This window comes from Citrobacter sp. ABFQG (assembly GCF_004322975.1).
Classification (GTDB): domain Bacteria; phylum Pseudomonadota; class Gammaproteobacteria; order Enterobacterales; family Enterobacteriaceae; genus Citrobacter; species Citrobacter freundii.
In genome coordinates this window covers 4,749,569-4,765,772 of the sequence record NZ_CP036435.1, presented here as the reverse complement: position 1 = coordinate 4,765,772, position 16,204 = coordinate 4,749,569, and the positions used below count along the sequence as shown (strand labels likewise).

General features: G+C 53.7%; 16 protein-coding genes. 9 read left to right on the top strand and 7 right to left on the bottom strand.

Going from position 1 to position 16,204, the window contains the following annotated elements; all coding sequences use genetic code 11:
- The first annotated feature begins 97 nt into the window (after nt 1-97).
- On the top strand, nt 98-1,018 hold the full coding sequence (gene speB / locus WN16_RS23345) for an agmatinase (RefSeq protein ID WP_003027056.1): 921 nt from the start codon (nt 98-100) through the stop codon (nt 1,016-1,018).
- 102 nt (nt 1,019-1,120) lie between these two features.
- Here the strand turns inward: speB and WN16_RS23340 are convergent, their stop codons facing one another.
- Nucleotides 1,121-1,879 carry a M48 family metallopeptidase gene (locus WN16_RS23340; protein ID WP_044700837.1) on the bottom strand — a complete coding sequence of 253 codons (759 nt, stop codon included), beginning with the start codon at nt 1,877-1,879 and terminating at the stop codon, nt 1,121-1,123.
- Between the two features lie 279 nt (nt 1,880-2,158).
- On the opposite strand from WN16_RS23340, the gene tkt reads away from it, so the two are divergent.
- Nucleotides 2,159-4,150 (top strand): transketolase, encoded by a 1,992-nt coding sequence (gene tkt / locus WN16_RS23335; protein ID WP_003027049.1) that lies wholly within the window; start codon nt 2,159-2,161, stop codon nt 4,148-4,150.
- Nucleotides 4,151-4,209: 59 nt separating this feature from the next.
- Here tkt and WN16_RS23330 read toward each other — a convergent pair whose 3' ends face one another.
- Genes WN16_RS23330 through WN16_RS23310 form a run of 5 tightly spaced genes read right to left on the bottom strand, consistent with a single transcriptional unit; the run spans nt 4,210 to nt 7,255 of the window.
- A complete protein-coding gene (locus WN16_RS23330; RefSeq protein ID WP_044700836.1) occupies nt 4,210-4,860 on the bottom strand; it encodes an ATP-binding cassette domain-containing protein in 651 nt (216 codons plus the stop codon).
- Nucleotides 4,854-5,531 carry an energy-coupling factor ABC transporter ATP-binding protein gene (locus WN16_RS23325; protein WP_003846369.1) on the bottom strand — a complete coding sequence of 226 codons (678 nt, stop codon included), beginning with the start codon at nt 5,529-5,531 and terminating at the stop codon, nt 4,854-4,856. Before WN16_RS23325 ends, WN16_RS23330 begins: the two co-directional genes overlap by 7 nt.
- Nucleotides 5,519-6,226, bottom strand: coding sequence for an energy-coupling factor transporter transmembrane component T (locus tag WN16_RS23320; protein ID WP_044700834.1), 708 nt, complete (start codon nt 6,224-6,226; stop codon nt 5,519-5,521). Before WN16_RS23320 ends, WN16_RS23325 begins: the two co-directional genes overlap by 13 nt.
- Nucleotides 6,227-6,805, bottom strand: coding sequence for an ECF transporter S component (locus WN16_RS23315; protein ID WP_003846373.1), 579 nt, complete (start codon nt 6,803-6,805; stop codon nt 6,227-6,229).
- A gap of 24 nt (nt 6,806-6,829) precedes the next feature.
- A complete protein-coding gene (locus WN16_RS23310) occupies nt 6,830-7,255 on the bottom strand; it encodes a PPC domain-containing DNA-binding protein (RefSeq protein ID WP_003027037.1) in 426 nt (141 codons plus the stop codon).
- Nucleotides 7,256-7,629: 374 nt separating this feature from the next.
- Here WN16_RS23310 and epd point away from each other — a divergent pair, with 374 nt between their 5' ends.
- From epd to WN16_RS23275, 7 genes are all read left to right on the top strand, one after another.
- Entirely contained in the window at nt 7,630-8,658 is a 1,029-nt protein-coding gene (gene epd, locus WN16_RS23305; RefSeq protein WP_003027035.1) for an erythrose-4-phosphate dehydrogenase, read from the top strand.
- 39 nt (nt 8,659-8,697) lie between these two features.
- Nucleotides 8,698-9,861 carry a phosphoglycerate kinase gene (gene pgk, locus WN16_RS23300; protein WP_044700832.1) on the top strand — a complete coding sequence of 388 codons (1,164 nt, stop codon included), beginning with the start codon at nt 8,698-8,700 and terminating at the stop codon, nt 9,859-9,861.
- A gap of 88 nt (nt 9,862-9,949) precedes the next feature.
- On the top strand, nt 9,950-11,029 hold the full coding sequence (gene fbaA / locus WN16_RS23295; RefSeq protein ID WP_003027029.1) for a class II fructose-bisphosphate aldolase: 1,080 nt from the start codon (nt 9,950-9,952) through the stop codon (nt 11,027-11,029).
- A 191-nt stretch (nt 11,030-11,220) separates the two neighbouring features.
- Nucleotides 11,221-12,081 carry a small-conductance mechanosensitive channel MscS gene (locus WN16_RS23290; RefSeq protein WP_032937416.1) on the top strand — a complete coding sequence of 287 codons (861 nt, stop codon included), beginning with the start codon at nt 11,221-11,223 and terminating at the stop codon, nt 12,079-12,081.
- A gap of 150 nt (nt 12,082-12,231) precedes the next feature.
- Nucleotides 12,232-12,867 (top strand): arginine exporter ArgO, encoded by a 636-nt coding sequence (argO, locus tag WN16_RS23285; RefSeq protein ID WP_003027005.1) that lies wholly within the window; start codon nt 12,232-12,234, stop codon nt 12,865-12,867.
- Nucleotides 12,868-12,960: 93 nt separating this feature from the next.
- The gene (locus tag WN16_RS23280) at nt 12,961-13,707 is read left to right on the top strand and encodes an oxidative stress defense protein (RefSeq protein ID WP_003027002.1); all 747 of its coding nucleotides are present in this window, start codon (nt 12,961-12,963) and stop codon (nt 13,705-13,707) included.
- 123 nt (nt 13,708-13,830) lie between these two features.
- The gene (locus WN16_RS23275) at nt 13,831-14,727 is read left to right on the top strand and encodes a LysR family transcriptional regulator (protein WP_003026999.1); all 897 of its coding nucleotides are present in this window, start codon (nt 13,831-13,833) and stop codon (nt 14,725-14,727) included.
- Here the strand turns inward: WN16_RS23275 and WN16_RS23270 are convergent.
- On the bottom strand, nt 14,724-16,190 hold the full coding sequence (locus WN16_RS23270) for an acetyl-CoA hydrolase/transferase family protein (protein WP_044700829.1): 1,467 nt from the start codon (nt 16,188-16,190) through the stop codon (nt 14,724-14,726). The two genes, WN16_RS23275 and WN16_RS23270, sit on opposite strands and share 4 nt — an antisense overlap.
- Between the last annotated feature and the right edge of the window lie 14 nt (nt 16,191-16,204).

The following is a 16,204-nucleotide window of genomic DNA, read 5'->3' as shown; positions in this document are numbered from 1 at the left end:
TTGCCGTAAATATGCAGTTACCAAATCAATCCCTTCCTCGTCGGGCTTAACGACGCGGAGGGGATTTTTTTTCATCGATTTTTAAAGAGGTCAGTACATGAGCACCTTAGGTCATCAATACGACAACTCCCTGGTTTCTAACGCCTTTGGTTTTTTACGTCTGCCGATGAACTTCATGCCGTACGACAGCGACGCCGACTGGGTGATCACCGGTGTACCGTTTGATATGGCAACGTCTGGTCGTGCGGGCGGGCGTCATGGTCCGGCGGCAATCCGTCAGGTGTCCACCAACCTGGCCTGGGAGCACAACCGCTTCCCGTGGAACTTCGATATGCGCGAGCGCCTGAACGTGGTGGACTGCGGCGATCTGGTTTATGCGTTCGGGGATGCGCGTGAAATGAGTGAAAAACTGCAGGCGCATGCTGAGAAGCTGCTGTCTGCCGGTAAGCGTATGCTCTCCTTTGGCGGCGACCACTTTGTCACGCTGCCATTGCTGCGCGCGCACGCCAAGCACTTTGGTAAAATGGCGCTGGTGCACTTTGATGCCCACACCGACACCTATGCGAACGGCTGCGAATTCGACCACGGCACCATGTTCTACACTGCGCCGAACGAAGGTCTGATCGATCCGAATCACTCTGTGCAGATCGGTATTCGTACCGAGTTCGACAAAGACAACGGCTTTACCGTGCTGGATGCGTGCCAGGTTAACGACCGCAGCGTTGATGACATTATCGCTCAGGTTAAGCAGATTGTCGGTGATATGCCGGTATACCTGACTTTTGATATCGACTGTCTGGACCCGGCGTTTGCACCAGGAACCGGTACGCCAGTGATCGGCGGTCTGACTTCCGATCGTGCTATTAAACTGGTACGTGGTCTGAAAGATCTGAACATCGTCGGGATGGATGTTGTTGAAGTGGCTCCGGCCTACGATCAGTCAGAGATCACCGCACTGGCGGCGGCAACGTTAGCATTAGAAATGCTCTATATCCAGGCGGCGAAAAAAGGCGAGTAAGCTGTTTTTTGCCGGATGGCGCTGCGCTTATCCGGCCTACATTGTTGCTGAATTTGTAGGCCGGATAAGGCGTTCACGCCGCCATCCGGCACTGTTCGAAGATTATTTGATCCCGTCTGCGTTCATGCGATCGCGAATATGTTGCGCACGTTCTGCGGATGCCGGATGATCGTCAAACATTGAGCTTTGACGTCCTGCTTCCAGTTTTGCCAGTTTCTCAAAACTGGTGGCTAAGCCAGCCGGATTGATCCCACGTTTGCGCAACAGATCATACGAGTAATCATCCGCCTCGGATTCCTGACGCTGGGAGAACTGTGAGTTCACCAGTTTCTCGCCAAGATCGCCCAATTGCGATTGCGACAGGCTGCCGACAATCCCGCCAGCGGAAGCCGCAGCTGCCCGCACGGCGTTCGTACCCAGCGCAACCTGCATCCCTTTTTTCACGTGACCCAGCGCAACGTGACCCATTTCGTGGCCGATCACCGCTTCGACTTCGTTGTCGGTCATCATATCCATCAGTCCGCTGTATACGCGGATACAGCCGTTCGCCATGGCAAAGGCATTTACATCTTTCGCCATATAGACTTTGTAGTTCACCGGCTGGCCGTTAATGTTATCGCCAAGCGCGGCGGCGATTTTGCCAAGACGCGTTGCATACTCGCTGCCAGCCGGGGCGATGGTAGCTTTGCTGTCCATATCCTTACAGGCCTGATCGCTCAGCGCTTTTACCTGCGCATCGCTCAGACTGTAGGCCTGAAAAGCCTCTGCGCCTGAGGAAAGCAGTCCGTTTGAGTCCATGTTCTGGCAGCCGGTCAATGCCGCCGCCATGCTCGTAGCAAGCAGTAAAGCGCGAATTTTCATTTTTTCTCTTCCGCACAAAGTCAGGATTATTCTAAAAAATGCGTCGTTTGCAGGTGAACCGACGCTCGGCATAAGTATAAAGAAAAGAACAATAAGCGGGCGAGAAGATTGCGCAACTTGCGCCCATGATCCAGAGATTTCTGAAGCGGTAAAAGGATGCTCCATGTACATGACACGCGGCTTGGGTTACATTGTTGGCACTTTTTTCCGGCGTAGCCCAAAACGCGCTGTCGTCAAGTCGTTTAGGGCGTGGCCTTCATTATCCGATCTGGAGTCAAAATGTCCTCACGTAAAGAGCTTGCCAATGCTATTCGTGCGCTGAGCATGGACGCAGTACAGAAAGCCAAATCCGGTCACCCGGGTGCCCCGATGGGTATGGCTGACATTGCCGAAGTCCTGTGGCGTGATTTCCTGAACCACAACCCGACTAACCCGTCCTGGGCTGACCGTGACCGTTTCGTGCTGTCTAACGGCCACGGTTCAATGCTGATTTACAGCCTGCTGCACCTCACCGGCTATGATCTGCCGATGTCCGAGCTGCAGAACTTCCGTCAGCTGCACTCCAAAACGCCGGGTCACCCGGAAGTGGGTTACACCGCGGGTGTTGAAACCACGACCGGTCCTTTGGGTCAGGGCATTGCGAATGCAGTGGGTATGGCTATCGCTGAAAAAACGCTGGCGGCGCAGTTTAACCGTCCTGGTCACGACATCGTTGACCACTTCACCTATGCTTTCATGGGCGACGGCTGCATGATGGAAGGTATCTCTCACGAGGTATGTTCCCTGGCCGGTACGCTGAAACTGGGTAAACTGGTTGCGTTCTACGATGACAACGGCATCTCTATCGATGGCCACGTTGAAGGCTGGTTCACCGATGACACCGCGAAGCGTTTCGAAGCTTACGGCTGGCACGTGATTCGTGGTGTAGATGGTCACGATGCTGACGCGATTAAACGCGCTGTTGAAGAAGCACGCGCAGTGACCGACAAACCGTCCCTGCTGATGTGCAAAACCATCATCGGTTTCGGTTCTCCGAACAAAGCCGGTACCCACGACTCTCACGGTGCACCGCTGGGCGATGCAGAAATCGCACTGACCCGCGAACAGCTGGGCTGGAAATACGCGCCGTTCGAAATCCCGTCTGAAATCTACGCGCAGTGGGATGCGAAAGAAGCCGGCCAGGCAAAAGAAGCCGCATGGAACGAGAAGTTCGCTGCTTATGCCAAAGCTTTCCCGCAGGAAGCTGCTGAATTCACCCGTCGTATGAAAGGTGAAATGCCGTCTGACTTCGACGCGAAAGCCAACGAGTTCATTGCTAAGCTGCAGGCTAATCCGGCGAAAATCGCCAGCCGTAAAGCGTCTCAGAACGCGATTGAAGCCTTCGGTCCTCTGCTGCCTGAATTCCTCGGCGGCTCTGCTGACCTGGCACCGTCTAACCTGACTCTGTGGTCTGGTTCTAAGGCCATCAACGAAGATACTGCCGGTAACTACATCCATTACGGTGTACGTGAATTCGGTATGACCGCGATTGCCAACGGTATTTCCCTGCATGGTGGTTTCCTGCCGTACACCTCCACCTTCCTGATGTTCGTGGAATATGCCCGTAACGCGGTGCGTATGGCTGCGCTGATGAAACAGCGTCAGGTGATGGTCTATACTCACGACTCCATCGGTCTGGGTGAAGATGGTCCGACTCACCAGCCGGTAGAGCAGGTTGCTTCTCTGCGTGTGACTCCGAACATGAGCACATGGCGTCCGTGTGACCAGGTTGAATCCGCAGTAGCATGGAAATACGGTGTTGAGCGTCAGGACGGCCCGACCGCGCTGATCCTCTCCCGTCAGAACCTGGCACAGCAGGAACGTACCGCAGAGCAACTGGCGAACATCGCTCGCGGTGGCTACGTGCTGAAAGATTGCGCGGGTCAGCCGGAGTTGATCTTCATCGCCACCGGTTCTGAAGTTGAACTTGCCGTGGCTGCCTGGGACAAACTGACCGCTGAAGGCGTGAAAGCGCGCGTGGTTTCCATGCCGTCTACCGATGCATTCGACAAGCAGGATGCGGCTTACCGTGAATCCGTACTGCCGAAAGCCGTCTCTGCTCGCGTCGCTATCGAAGCTGGCATTGCTGACTACTGGTTCAAATACGTGGGCCTGAACGGCGCTATTGTCGGTATGACTACCTTTGGTGAGTCTGCACCGGCGGAACTGCTGTTTGAAGAATTCGGCTTCACCGTAGACAACGTGGTCGCGAAAGCAAAAGAACTGCTGTAATTTCGATTACAGGTGAAAACGGGTCGCTTAGGCGGCCCGTTTTTTGCTTCTCAGGGTAGTTACGTGCGTAGCTGACCTGCTTCAAGACGTACTATGCGCGAAAAATGGCGCTGCGTAAATGCAACGTCATGACTGATCGCTACAATGCTGGCGCCACGCGTACTACACACTGCCAGCCAGTTTTCGAAGACGCCAAGCCAGTGCGCATCAAAGTCCCGACTGGGCTCATCCAGCAGTAGAATAGCGGGTTTGAGGGCTTCCAGACTGGCGACGGCAACCATACGTCGTTGTGCCGTATGCAGATCGAGCGGGTGCGCGTCGGCGACATCCTCTAACTGACATAATCGCAGCGCCGCCATCGTGCGTTGCGCAATTTCAGTCGCCGGAAGCTTCTGTAGCCGTAATCCGAAGGCCACTTCCTCTGCAACCTTGCTGTGAAAGATTTGATTCTCCGCCTCCTGAAACAGTACGCCGAGCACCCTGGCGCGCTCCCGGTTTTTCAGTTGCGCAATCGCACGATTTTGAACGGTTATTGTGCCGGATGAGGGCGTCAGTAGCCCGGCCATGATGCGCAACAGCGTGGATTTTCCTGCGCCATTATCGCCCGTTAGCGCCAGCCATTCCCCCTCCTGGAGTTCCAGCGAAATATTGCGTAAACAGTCATCGGCGGCGTTCGGCCAGCGATAGCTGATCTGGTTTAGCGTCAGCATAGTGATGACAATGCTCCGTCGCGCAGCTGCCATGCCTGCTGGCAGTAGCTGAGAAAAGGTGAAGGGTTGCGTTCGAAAAGTATCACCAAAGCATGCTGTTCCTGTGCCCACTGTTGCAGTCGCGCCAGCAGCATTGCCGTGGCTTGCGCCGTCAGGCGACTGAACGCTTCATCCAGAATCAATATTTTCGGCTGCATGGCGAGTGCGCTGGCAATGACTACCCGCTGGGTTTCCCCGCCGGAAAGGGTGCCGGGATGACGATGGCGCAGAGGCTGACATTCCGTCAGCGTAAGGGCGGCATCTATGCGCTGCATAATTTCAGTCTCGGTAAGGCAGAGATTTTCCGGGCCAAACGCCACTTCTTCCTCCACGCTGAAAGTACAACCTGAAAGCTGCAGGTAAGGTGACTGCTGCACAAGCTGGATGGTACTCGACTGCTCGACCAGCGATAGTTGCCCGATGGGATTACCCAGTAGCGTGCCTGTGCCCTCAATTTCTCCCGGAAGGAAGTCGGGGTACCAGCCAGCCATCAGCTGTGCCAGCGTACTTTTCCCGCTGCCGTTCTCACCAAAAATAGCCACCATACCAGGCCTGGCGTAATGGAAATCGTAACAGGCGGATGGCCGCATAGCGTGCGTCGGAATATAGCGAAACTGCTCTAACGTAACCATATCCAGATTCCTGTCTCAACTGCCATCAGAACCACCATACCGTAGCGGGCCAGACGTTGTAAGGTGCTGTCTGGCGGCGCCCATAGCGTGGTGCGAGTGCGATGCAGGCGAAATCCCCGCATATCGAGCGCTGCACCGCGAACGGCCAAGTCATTGAGCGCGTTATGGGTGAGCGGCACAATTAATGCCGGCATAGCGCGTAAACGTTGGTACCAGGACTCATCCAGCGGTACGCCGCGTGCGCGCTGTGCCTCGTGAATAATCGCCAATTGGTGTTTGAGCTGTTCAACCACCAGCAGCGGGCCTGCGAACAGATAGGCAACGCCTGGCGGCAGGCGTGAAGCAAACAGGGCGCGCATAAAGCGCGCAACCGGCACGTACTGCATCCACATCTGCGATGTCGACACAATGGCCAGGATCCGTAGCCAGAGCGTAACGGCATCGGCCCAGCGTTCTGGTGCGCGCGGCTGCCCGCTAATCCACTCGGTAAGCCATCCGCCGTGTACCAGCCATAGCCCCAGTCCTAAGGGGATCATCAGCCAGAGTACGTATTTCGCCCGCGACCGCGTAGCCTTCATACATAGCAAACCGACAAACGTCGCGGCGCTATACAAGCTGAGCGGCACTCCGGCTGGCAGCAGGAGCGTGGAGCAGGCGGCAAGCGCCCACAGAGTTAACGACGTAAACGGATGCATTTAGCGCACGGCAGACATCGTAGGGAAATGGCGCGTGGTGCGCAGCGGAAGTTGTCGCAGCAGCACCCAGACGATGATTGCCGTGAGGATTTTATCGACCAGATTCGCACCGATGACGGTGATGGCGACGGACTCCACCAGGTTCTGACCGACCGAGTGCATCCAGGCGACAAAAAGATCCGCGCCGCTGCCAGTGACACCGCCGAACAGAGTCGTGCGAATCGGCACGGCAACGAGGGTCACGGCAAGTGTGATAATTACGCCGCTGAGCACGACTTTAGGTAAGGTGCGAAACCATCCCGCCCGTGCCAGCCAACCGGCGACCAGTCCAATAACCATGGCAACGGGCGCAAAGGCGGCGGCGATCGGATCGGTCAGCAACCCCCACAATAGGTTAGTGAGTAATCCGGTTAGCATCCCCACAACCGGACCTAACAGCACCGCGCTGATCAACGTGCCAATCGAGTCGAGAAAAATAGGTAATTTCAACATGCTGATAAGCTGCCCACCGACCATGTTGATGGCGATAGCAATGACAATAAGAACCAGAGACTGGCTGGAAAATTGGCGACGCGCCATAAAAGACCTCGTATAAGTGAAGCATTAGCGGGATGAAATAACCAGTTCGTCATAACCGGAAACGGCGCAGGGCTGACGGCTGAATGCCAGAGACGTCAACTCGCCAATCACCAGTTCCAGCGTGGTTCGCACGGTACAGCCCGGCATCATGTGCCCGCCCAGCATCGCGCCGTGTGGGTCAGCAACCGCCAGATGAAGATGCTCGCCGGTAAGTTCCAGCGTGCCGTTCAGAGAGATAATTTCCCACGTACCCGTAAGTAATGTGGTTTCTTCACGTCCGGCGAAGCGCAGAGCAATGTTGGTCAAACTGCCGGTGCAACCCGCTATCCAGGCTGCCTGTAGTTGATGCTGCTGGATAAAAGCGTGTAGCGCTGAAAAGACTTCCTGGCCCGGTAATAAACGCAGCGCATGAAAGCGAGCTTCAGATGGTTGGGGATAGAATGTTGCCATAGTTGAGGGACTCCGAGACTCGGACGTTGCGCTGATAATATAGACACGGGTTAGGGAGCTTTCTGATATAAATCAGGATTTGTGACATGGCAACGAAATAATCTTGCTACGGTTATTCGTAATTCTGGAATATGGAATAAAAGTTGCGTTGAAGGACGTTAAAATGTGACGTAAGTCAGATAACTGTGTTCTGTTGCTGGACAATCATTCCTTTTATTCCGCGTTTCGCTTATTCTAGCTGAAGCGTTTCAGTCGATTAAATGTTCGACAATTAACCAATTAGTCGCAGTTTGCGACAGGTAAGGTTTCCCTGAGCGATTTGCTGCATTACTCTGTCTGCCACATCGTTTCTGAGAAATCCTTGCAGGAGACCTATGACCGTACGCGTAGCGATTAATGGTTTCGGTCGCATCGGACGCAACGTGGTTCGTGCTTTGTATGAATCCGGGCGTCGGGCGGAAATCACCGTGGTGGCAATCAACGAACTGGCGGATGCTGCAGGCATGGCGCATTTGTTGAAATATGACACCAGCCATGGGCGTTTTGCCTGGGATGTTCGTCAGGAACGAGACCAGCTCATCGTTGGCGATGACGCGATCCGCATTCTGCATGAGCGAACGCTCGATGCGCTTCCATGGCGCGAGCTGGGTGTCGACGTTGTGCTGGATTGTACGGGGGTCTTCGGCAGTCGCGAACACGGCGAGGCGCATATTGCCGCCGGCGCAAAGAAAGTGCTCTTTTCACATCCTGGTAGTCACGACATCGACGCAACCGTTGTGTTTGGCGTTAATCAGGATCAGTTGCGCGCTGAGCACCGGATCGTTTCCAATGCCTCCTGCACCACGAATTGCATAATACCCGTCATTAAATTGCTGGATGATGCTTACGGCATTGAGTCTGGTACCGTCACCACGATCCACTCCGCGATGCACGATCAGCAGGTTATTGATGCTTATCATCCTGACCTGCGTCGCACGCGAGCGGCCAGCCAGTCGATCATTCCGGTTGATACCAAACTGGCGGCGGGCATCACGCGAATTTTCCCGCAGTTTAACGATCGTTTTGAAGCGATAGCGGTGCGTGTACCGACCATAAATGTGACGGCGATCGACTTAAGCGTGACGGTGAAAAAACCAGTAAAAGCTAGTGAAGTCAACCAGTTGCTGCAAAAAGCAGCACAAGGTGCATTTCATGGTATAGTTGACTATACGGAATTACCGTTGGTCTCAGTAGATTTTAACCACGACCCGCACAGCGCCATCGTTGATGGTACACAAACGCGCGTGAGTGGCGCTCACCTGATCAAAACGCTGGTCTGGTGTGATAATGAATGGGGCTTTGCTAACCGTATGCTCGATACGACGTTAGCGATGGCTGCTATTGGTTTCAGGCTCGACGCTTGAGCGTCGACAAAACTTTATGAATCAACGAGAGGATTCACCATGTCTGTAATTAAGATGACCGATCTGGATCTGGCTGGTAAACGCGTTTTTATCCGTGCGGACCTGAACGTACCAGTTAAAGAAGGGAAAGTAACCAGCGATGCGCGTATCCGTGCTTCCCTGCCAACCATCGAACTGGCCCTGAAACAGGGTGCTAAAGTGATGGTAACTTCCCACCTGGGTCGTCCTACCGAAGGCGAGTACAACGAAGAATTCTCTCTGCTGCCGGTTGTTAACTACCTGAAAGACAAACTGTCTGCTCCGGTTCGCCTGGTAAAAGATTACCTAGACGGCGTTGAAATCGCTGCCGGTGAACTGGTTGTTCTGGAAAACGTTCGCTTCAACAAAGGCGAGAAGAAAGACGACGAAGCGCTGTCCAAAAAATATGCTGCTCTGTGCGACGTATTCGTTATGGACGCTTTCGGTACTGCTCACCGTGCGCAGGCGTCCACCCACGGTATCGGTAAATTCGCCGATGTCGCTTGTGCAGGTCCGCTGCTCGCTGCCGAGTTGGATGCACTGGGTAAAGCACTGAAAGAACCTGCTCGTCCGATGGTTGCTATCGTTGGTGGTTCTAAAGTTTCTACCAAACTGACCGTTCTTGATTCTCTGTCAAAAATCGCTGACCAGCTGATTGTTGGCGGTGGTATCGCGAACACCTTCGTTGCTGCTCAAGGTCACAACGTGGGTAAATCCCTGTACGAAGCTGACCTGGTTGACGAAGCTAAGCGTCTGCTGACCACTTGCGACATCCCGGTCCCAACCGACGTTCGCGTTGCGACTGAATTCTCTGAAACCGCACCGGCTACCCTGAAATCCGTTAGCGATGTAAAAGAAGACGAGCAGATCCTGGATATCGGCGACGCTTCTGCACAGCAGCTGGCTGACATTCTGAAGAATGCGAAAACCATTCTGTGGAACGGCCCAGTTGGCGTGTTCGAATTCCCGAACTTCCGCAAAGGTACTGAAATCGTTGCTAATGCCATCGCAGACAGCGAAGCATTCTCTATCGCAGGCGGCGGTGACACCCTGGCAGCAATCGACCTGTTCGGCATTGCTGACAAAATCTCCTACATCTCTACTGGCGGCGGCGCGTTCCTCGAATTCGTGGAAGGCAAAGTACTGCCAGCAGTAGCCATGCTCGAAGAGCGTGCTAAAAAGTAAGAATTTAATGGGCAGGGAAACCTGCCCTTATTTTAGCGCGCTTTAGGGCGCGCGCCCTTTCCAAGGCCGAAGATACAGGACTCGTAAAATGTCTAAAATTTTTGATTTCGTAAAACCAGGCGTAATCACTGGTGATGACGTACAGAAAGTTTTCCAGGTAGCTAAAGAAAACAACTTTGCTCTGCCAGCTGTTAACTGCGTGGGTACCGACTCCATCAACGCCGTTTTGGAAACTGCTGCAAAAGTTAAAGCGCCGGTAATCGTACAATTCTCCAACGGTGGTGCTTCTTTCATCGCGGGTAAAGGCGTGAAGTCCGACGTTCCTCAGGGCGCTGCAATCCTGGGTGCTATCTCTGGCGCGCATCACGTTCACCAGATGGCTGAACACTACGGTGTTCCGGTTATCCTGCACACTGACCACTGCGCGAAGAAATTGCTGCCGTGGATCGACGGTCTGCTGGACGCGGGCGAAAAACACTTCGCAGCAACCGGCAAACCGCTGTTCTCTTCTCACATGATCGACCTGTCTGAAGAGTCTCTGGAAGAGAACATCGAAATCTGCTCCAAATACCTGGCGCGCATGTCCAAAATGGGCATGACTCTGGAAATCGAACTGGGTTGCACCGGTGGCGAAGAAGATGGCGTGGACAACAGCCACATGGACGCTTCTGCACTGTACACCCAGCCGGAAGACGTTGATTACGCATACACCGAGCTGAGCAAGATCAGCCCGCGTTTCACCATCGCAGCTTCCTTCGGTAACGTACACGGCGTTTACAAGCCGGGTAACGTCGTTCTGACCCCGACCATCCTGCGCGACTCTCAGGACTATGTTTCTAAGAAACATAACCTGCCGCACAACAGCCTGAACTTCGTCTTCCACGGCGGCTCCGGTTCTACTGCTCAGGAAATCAAAGACTCCGTAAGCTACGGCGTAGTGAAAATGAACATCGATACCGATACCCAATGGGCTACCTGGGAAGGCGTTCTGAACTACTACAAAGCAAACGAAGCTTACCTGCAGGGCCAGTTGGGTAACCCGAAAGGCGAAGATCAGCCGAACAAGAAATACTACGATCCGCGCGTATGGCTGCGTGCTGGTCAGGCAACCATGATCACCCGTCTGGAACAGGCTTTCAAAGAACTGAACGCGGTTGACGTTCTGTAATTTACGCCGTTCCACGTGACATGAGGCCCGCAAATGCGGGCCTTTTTTATTGCTATGTCAACGCTCTGCTGGCAGAGAATTCTGTGATCTGTTTGGCAAAATCCAGGTTTATTGTTTACCCTTGTCAGGTTGCCAGTCCCGTCAGGGCGGCTTTATTTCTCCCGTTTGGGTAAGCAAAAAAGGAATATTGAATGGAAGATTTGAATGTTGTCGACAGCATAAACGGTGCGGGCACCTGGCTGGTGCGCAACCAGGAACTGCTGTTGAGCTATGCCGTCAACATCGTTGCGGCCATCGCGATTGTCATTATCGGTATGATCGTGGCGCGCATTGTATCAAATACCGTTAACCGCCTGATGCTGGCGCGTAAAATTGATGCCACTGTTGCCGACTTCCTCTCTGCACTGGTGCGTTACGGTATTATCGCTTTCACGCTGATTGCCGCTCTGGGTCGCGTTGGGGTGCAAACAGCCTCCGTGATCGCCGTTCTCGGTGCCGCAGGTTTAGCCGTCGGTCTGGCGCTGCAAGGTTCGCTGTCCAACCTCGCAGCAGGTGTCCTGCTGGTAATGTTCCGTCCGTTCCGTGCGGGTGAGTATGTCGATCTCGGCGGCGTAGCGGGAACCGTGCTCAACGTGCAGATTTTCTCCACCACCATGCGTACCGTTGACGGTAAGATTGTAGTGATCCCGAACGGTAAAATTATTGCCGGGAACATCATTAACTTCTCTCGTGAGCCGGTTCGACGTAACGAATTTATTATCGGTGTGGCTTACGACTCCGATATCGATCTGGTGAAAAAAATCCTCACCGATATCATTCAGTCGGAAGATCGCATTCTTAAAGACCGTGAAATGACGGTGCGCCTGAATGAGCTGGGGGCTTCCTCAATTAATTTTGTGGTACGCGTCTGGAGCAACAGCAGCGACCTGCAAAGCGTCTACTGGGACGTACTGGAACGTATTAAGCGCGAGTTCGATGCCAACGGCATCAGCTTCCCATATCCGCAGATGGATGTGAACTTCAAGCGTGTGAAAGAGCGCGCGGCAGAGTAATTACGCGCCCGGAGGCACTTTTGCTTTCCGGGCCGATAAAAACTTTCTTTCCATTAATTTCCCTAATCTGCGATTAAAATTATCCATTTCCGCTAATGTTTTCCCCGCGCTATAGTCTGCTCCTAAGAGAAACAGTTCGGGATGATTAACGTGTTATCGTATTACTTTCAAGGGCTTGCACTTGGTGCGGCCATGATTCTTCCGCTTGGTCCGCAAAACGCCTTCGTGATGAACCAGGGCATTCGCCGCCAGTATCACATCATGATTGCTTTACTCTGTGCTATCAGCGATTTAGTGCTGATTTGTGCGGGGATCTTTGGCGGTAGCGCCTTGCTGATGCAGTCACCATGGCTGATGGCGCTGGTCACCTGGGGTGGGGTGGCTTTTTTACTCTGGTACGGTTTCGGGGCGTTAAAAACGGCGATGAGCAGTAATCTGGAACTGGCCAGTGCCGAGGTGATGAAGCAGGGGCGCTGGAAAATCATCGCCACCATGCTGGCGGTGACATGGCTCAATCCCCATGTTTACCTGGATACCTTTGTGGTGCTGGGGAGTCTGGGGGGGCAACTGGACGTTGAGCCGAAGCGCTGGTTTGCGCTGGGAACCGTCAGCGCTTCGTTCCTGTGGTTTTTCGGTCTGGCATTGCTGGCGGCCTGGCTGGCTCCGCGTCTGCGCACTGCTAAAGCGCAGCGCATCATCAATACGCTGGTAGGATTAGTGATGTGGTTTATTGCTTTTCAACTGGCAAAAGAAGGTGTTGCGCACGTTCATGCGTTGTTCAACTAAGTGTTGTCTGATGGACAACGCAGCGAGATCGTCTAAGCTTGCCTGCATGTGCCCTGAGTTTCGGGGTAATTGTTGAAACATGGAGGAACGACCGTGAAGTTCAAAATAATGGCCCTGGCGGCATTAGTCGGATTCAGCGCACTATCGGTACAGGCAAATGAGCTGCCAAATGGACCGCACATCGTGACTTCCGGAACAGCAAGCGTGGATGCGACACCAGACATAGCTACGCTGGCAATTGAAGTGAACGTTGCTGCCAAGGATGCGGCTTCAGCGAAGAAGCAGGCCGATGAGCGCGTGGCGCAATATCTGTCCTTCCTTGAACAGAACCAGATAGCGAAGAAAGACATTAGCGCGGCCAACCTGCGTACCCAGCCGGATTACGACTACCAGAACGGTAAAAGTATCCTCAAAGGGTATCGTGCGGTGCGCACCGTTGAAGTCACGCTGCGTCAGCTGGACAAACTTAACGCTCTGCTCGATGGCGCGCTGAAGGCTGGTCTGAATGAGATCCGTTCGGTATCGCTTGGTGTTGCCCAACCGGATGCTTACAAAGATAAAGCGCGTAAAGCGGCAATTGATGATGCTATTCATCAGGCAGAACAACTGGCTGCGGGCTTCAATAGCAAACTTGGCCCGGTGTACAGCGTGCGCTACCACGTTTCCAATTATCAGCCGAGCCCGATGGTACGGATGATGAAAGCAGATGCCGCACCTGCTGCTTCTGCTCAGGAAACCTACGAACAGCCGGTTATTCAGTTTGACGATCAGGTTGATGTCGTCTTCCAGATTGAGCCGACGGCGGGGCAACCAGCCGCAACGCCAGCCAAAACTCAGTAATTGTTGCAGACCCGGCTTTCCAGCTGGGTTTTTTCTGTGAGCAACTGTAAAAATGAGACTTCACATCCGGTCTTTTTTTTCGCCGTAATGAGGATAGGCCATAGCGATTTTTAAGGGGACGCTATGGATATTTTTATCTCGAAAAAGATGCGTAATTTCATTCTGCTGGCGCAAACCAATAACATCGCCAGAGCGGCAGAAAAAATACATATGACCGCATCGCCCTTCGGTAAAAGCATTGCTGCACTGGAAGATCAAATCGGCTATACGCTGTTTACCCGCAAAGATAACAACATCAGCCTGAATAAAGCAGGACAAGAGCTGTATCAGAAGCTGTTTCCCGTTTATCAGCGCCTCTCTGCCATTGATAACGAAATCCATAACGCCTCTCGCCGCTCGCGGGAAATTGTTATCGGCATCGACAATACCTACCCAACGATTATTTTTGACCAGTTGATTAGCCTTGGTGACAAGTATGACGGTGTGACGGCTCAGGCCGTTGAATTCAGCGAGAATGGGGTGATTGATAACCTGTTCGATCGCAAACTGGATTTTATTATCTCGCCGCAGCACGTTTCCCCCCGCGTGCAGGAGCTGGAAAATCTGGCGATCAGCGAACTGCCTCCGCTGCGTCTGGGGTTTCTCGTTTCCCGACGCTATGAAGAAAAACAGCCGCAGGATCTGCTGCGCGAGCTGCCCTGGCTGCAAATGCGCTTCCAGAATCGCGCCAACTTTGAGGCGATGCTGGATGCATACATGCGACCCTGCGGGATCAACCCGACGATTATCTATCGTCCGTACAGCTTTATGGCGAAGATTAGCGCGGTGGAGCGCGGGCAGTTTTTGACGGTGATCCCTCACTTCGCCTGGCGGCTGGTGAACCCGTCGACACTGAAATATTTCGACGCGCCCGGCAGCCCCATGTATATGCAGGAGTTTCTCTATTCGCTGAAAAATCATCGCTATACCGCCACCATGCTCCAGCATATTGCTGAAGATCGTGACGGTAGTGCAAGTTAACCTAGCATCGAGCCTGTTTCGAGAAGGTTGCGATGCAGATCGAACGCATGGCTGAGATCGTGATGGATATGCCCGCCGGGCGCTTTTTCCAGATAGCGGTGCAAGTAATCTCTGTAAAGCGGATGCGCACAGTTATTGATAATCGTGTGCGCCCGCTGCATCGGAGATAACCCTCGCAGATCGGCAATCCCTTGTTCGGTCACGATCACTTTAACGCTATGTTCGCTGTGGTCGACATGGCTGCACATCGGTACGATGGTTGAGATTTTCCCGCCTTTGGCAATCGACGGCGCCATAAAGATAGACAGGTAGGCGTTGCGCTCGAAGTCCCCGCTGCCGCCGATGCCATTCATCAGGTTCACCCCCGCAACGTGCGTGGAATTGGCATGACCGTAGATATCAAACTCCAGACCGACGTTGAGCGCAATAACCCCCAGCCGACGAATGATTTCCGGGTTATTGGAGATCTCCTGCGGGCGCAAAACAATCCGGCTGGCGAAGAAGTCCATGTTGTCGTAAATCTTCTGTAGCGACGGGGCTGAAATGGTCAGGCTGGAGGCGCTGGCACCGGTTATCTTGCCCGTTTCCAGCAGATGCACCACCGACTCCTGCAACACCTCCGAATACATCATAAAGGGCGGGATATCTGGGTTCTCGCCCAGTCGAGCCATTACCGCGTTGTTGATATTGCCCACCCCGCTTTGTAAGGGCAGAAACTCAGCTGGAATGCGTTTGTGCGCCATTTCTGCCAGCAGAAAAGAGACTACGTTATCGGCAATTTGTTGGCTGACCGGATTGGTTTTATCCGATGCATTTCCTGCATCGGGCAGTTCGGTATCCACCACCGCAACCACCTTTTTGGGGTCTATCTGTACGCACTGACTGCCTACGCGATCCATGGTATGAAAAATGGGTACGCTGTTACGCCGCGGCGGCGCACCGGGTATCACGATGTCGGCAAACTCCGCCACACGCGGATTATGGTAATGATTCAATTCAATGATCACTTTTTTCGCCCGCAGCAGCCAGGTGGGGGCATTACCGATACCGCTGGACAGCCAAATCCGGCCATCCGGCGCGATGGCTGAGGCTTCAATGACGGCAACATCGATCTCGCCAAAAAAGCCGTAATTAACCATTTGCGCCACTTCGCTCAAATGGAGATCGACAAACCTCACCTGGCCCTGATTAATTTTCTCGCGCAGGCCCGATGACGTTTGATAAGGCGCACGCCAGGAAACGGCATCCGCCGCGGATAGTACATCATCAGCGGCGGCGCCAATTGATGCTCCGGTCAGCAGGCGGATCTGAAAAGGCTGTCCGTTCTGATGCTGTTCGCAGGCACGTTGGGCAATTGCGGTGGGTAACGCTTTTGGCGAACCCGCGGGGGTAAAGCCGCTAAACGCCACCATATCATCGTGCTGGATAATTTCTGCCGCCTGTTCGGCGCTCATCCGTTTCATGGCCGTCTCCTTCC

Excerpts from the sequence above, each read along its gene's own strand:
- speB (WP_003027056.1), top strand. The coding sequence starts at position 98 with ATGAGCACCTTAGGTCATCAATACGACAACTCCCTGGTTTCTAACGCC.
- WN16_RS23340 (WP_044700837.1), bottom strand. The coding sequence starts at position 1,879 with ATGAAAATTCGCGCTTTACTGCTTGCTACGAGCATGGCGGCGGCATTG.
- tkt (WP_003027049.1), top strand. The coding sequence starts at position 2,159 with ATGTCCTCACGTAAAGAGCTTGCCAATGCTATTCGTGCGCTGAGCATG.
- WN16_RS23330 (WP_044700836.1), bottom strand. The coding sequence starts at position 4,860 with ATGCTGACGCTAAACCAGATCAGCTATCGCTGGCCGAACGCCGCCGAT.
- WN16_RS23325 (WP_003846369.1), bottom strand. The coding sequence starts at position 5,531 with ATGGTTACGTTAGAGCAGTTTCGCTATATTCCGACGCACGCTATGCGG.
- WN16_RS23320 (WP_044700834.1), bottom strand. The coding sequence starts at position 6,226 with ATGCATCCGTTTACGTCGTTAACTCTGTGGGCGCTTGCCGCCTGCTCC.
- WN16_RS23315 (WP_003846373.1), bottom strand. The coding sequence starts at position 6,805 with ATGGCGCGTCGCCAATTTTCCAGCCAGTCTCTGGTTCTTATTGTCATT.
- WN16_RS23310 (WP_003027037.1), bottom strand. The coding sequence starts at position 7,255 with ATGGCAACATTCTATCCCCAACCATCTGAAGCTCGCTTTCATGCGCTG.
- epd (WP_003027035.1), top strand. The coding sequence starts at position 7,630 with ATGACCGTACGCGTAGCGATTAATGGTTTCGGTCGCATCGGACGCAAC.
- pgk (WP_044700832.1), top strand. The coding sequence starts at position 8,698 with ATGTCTGTAATTAAGATGACCGATCTGGATCTGGCTGGTAAACGCGTT.
- fbaA (WP_003027029.1), top strand. The coding sequence starts at position 9,950 with ATGTCTAAAATTTTTGATTTCGTAAAACCAGGCGTAATCACTGGTGAT.
- WN16_RS23290 (WP_032937416.1), top strand. The coding sequence starts at position 11,221 with ATGGAAGATTTGAATGTTGTCGACAGCATAAACGGTGCGGGCACCTGG.
- WN16_RS23275 (WP_003026999.1), top strand. The coding sequence starts at position 13,831 with ATGGATATTTTTATCTCGAAAAAGATGCGTAATTTCATTCTGCTGGCG.
- WN16_RS23270 (WP_044700829.1), bottom strand. The coding sequence starts at position 16,190 with ATGAAACGGATGAGCGCCGAACAGGCGGCAGAAATTATCCAGCACGAT.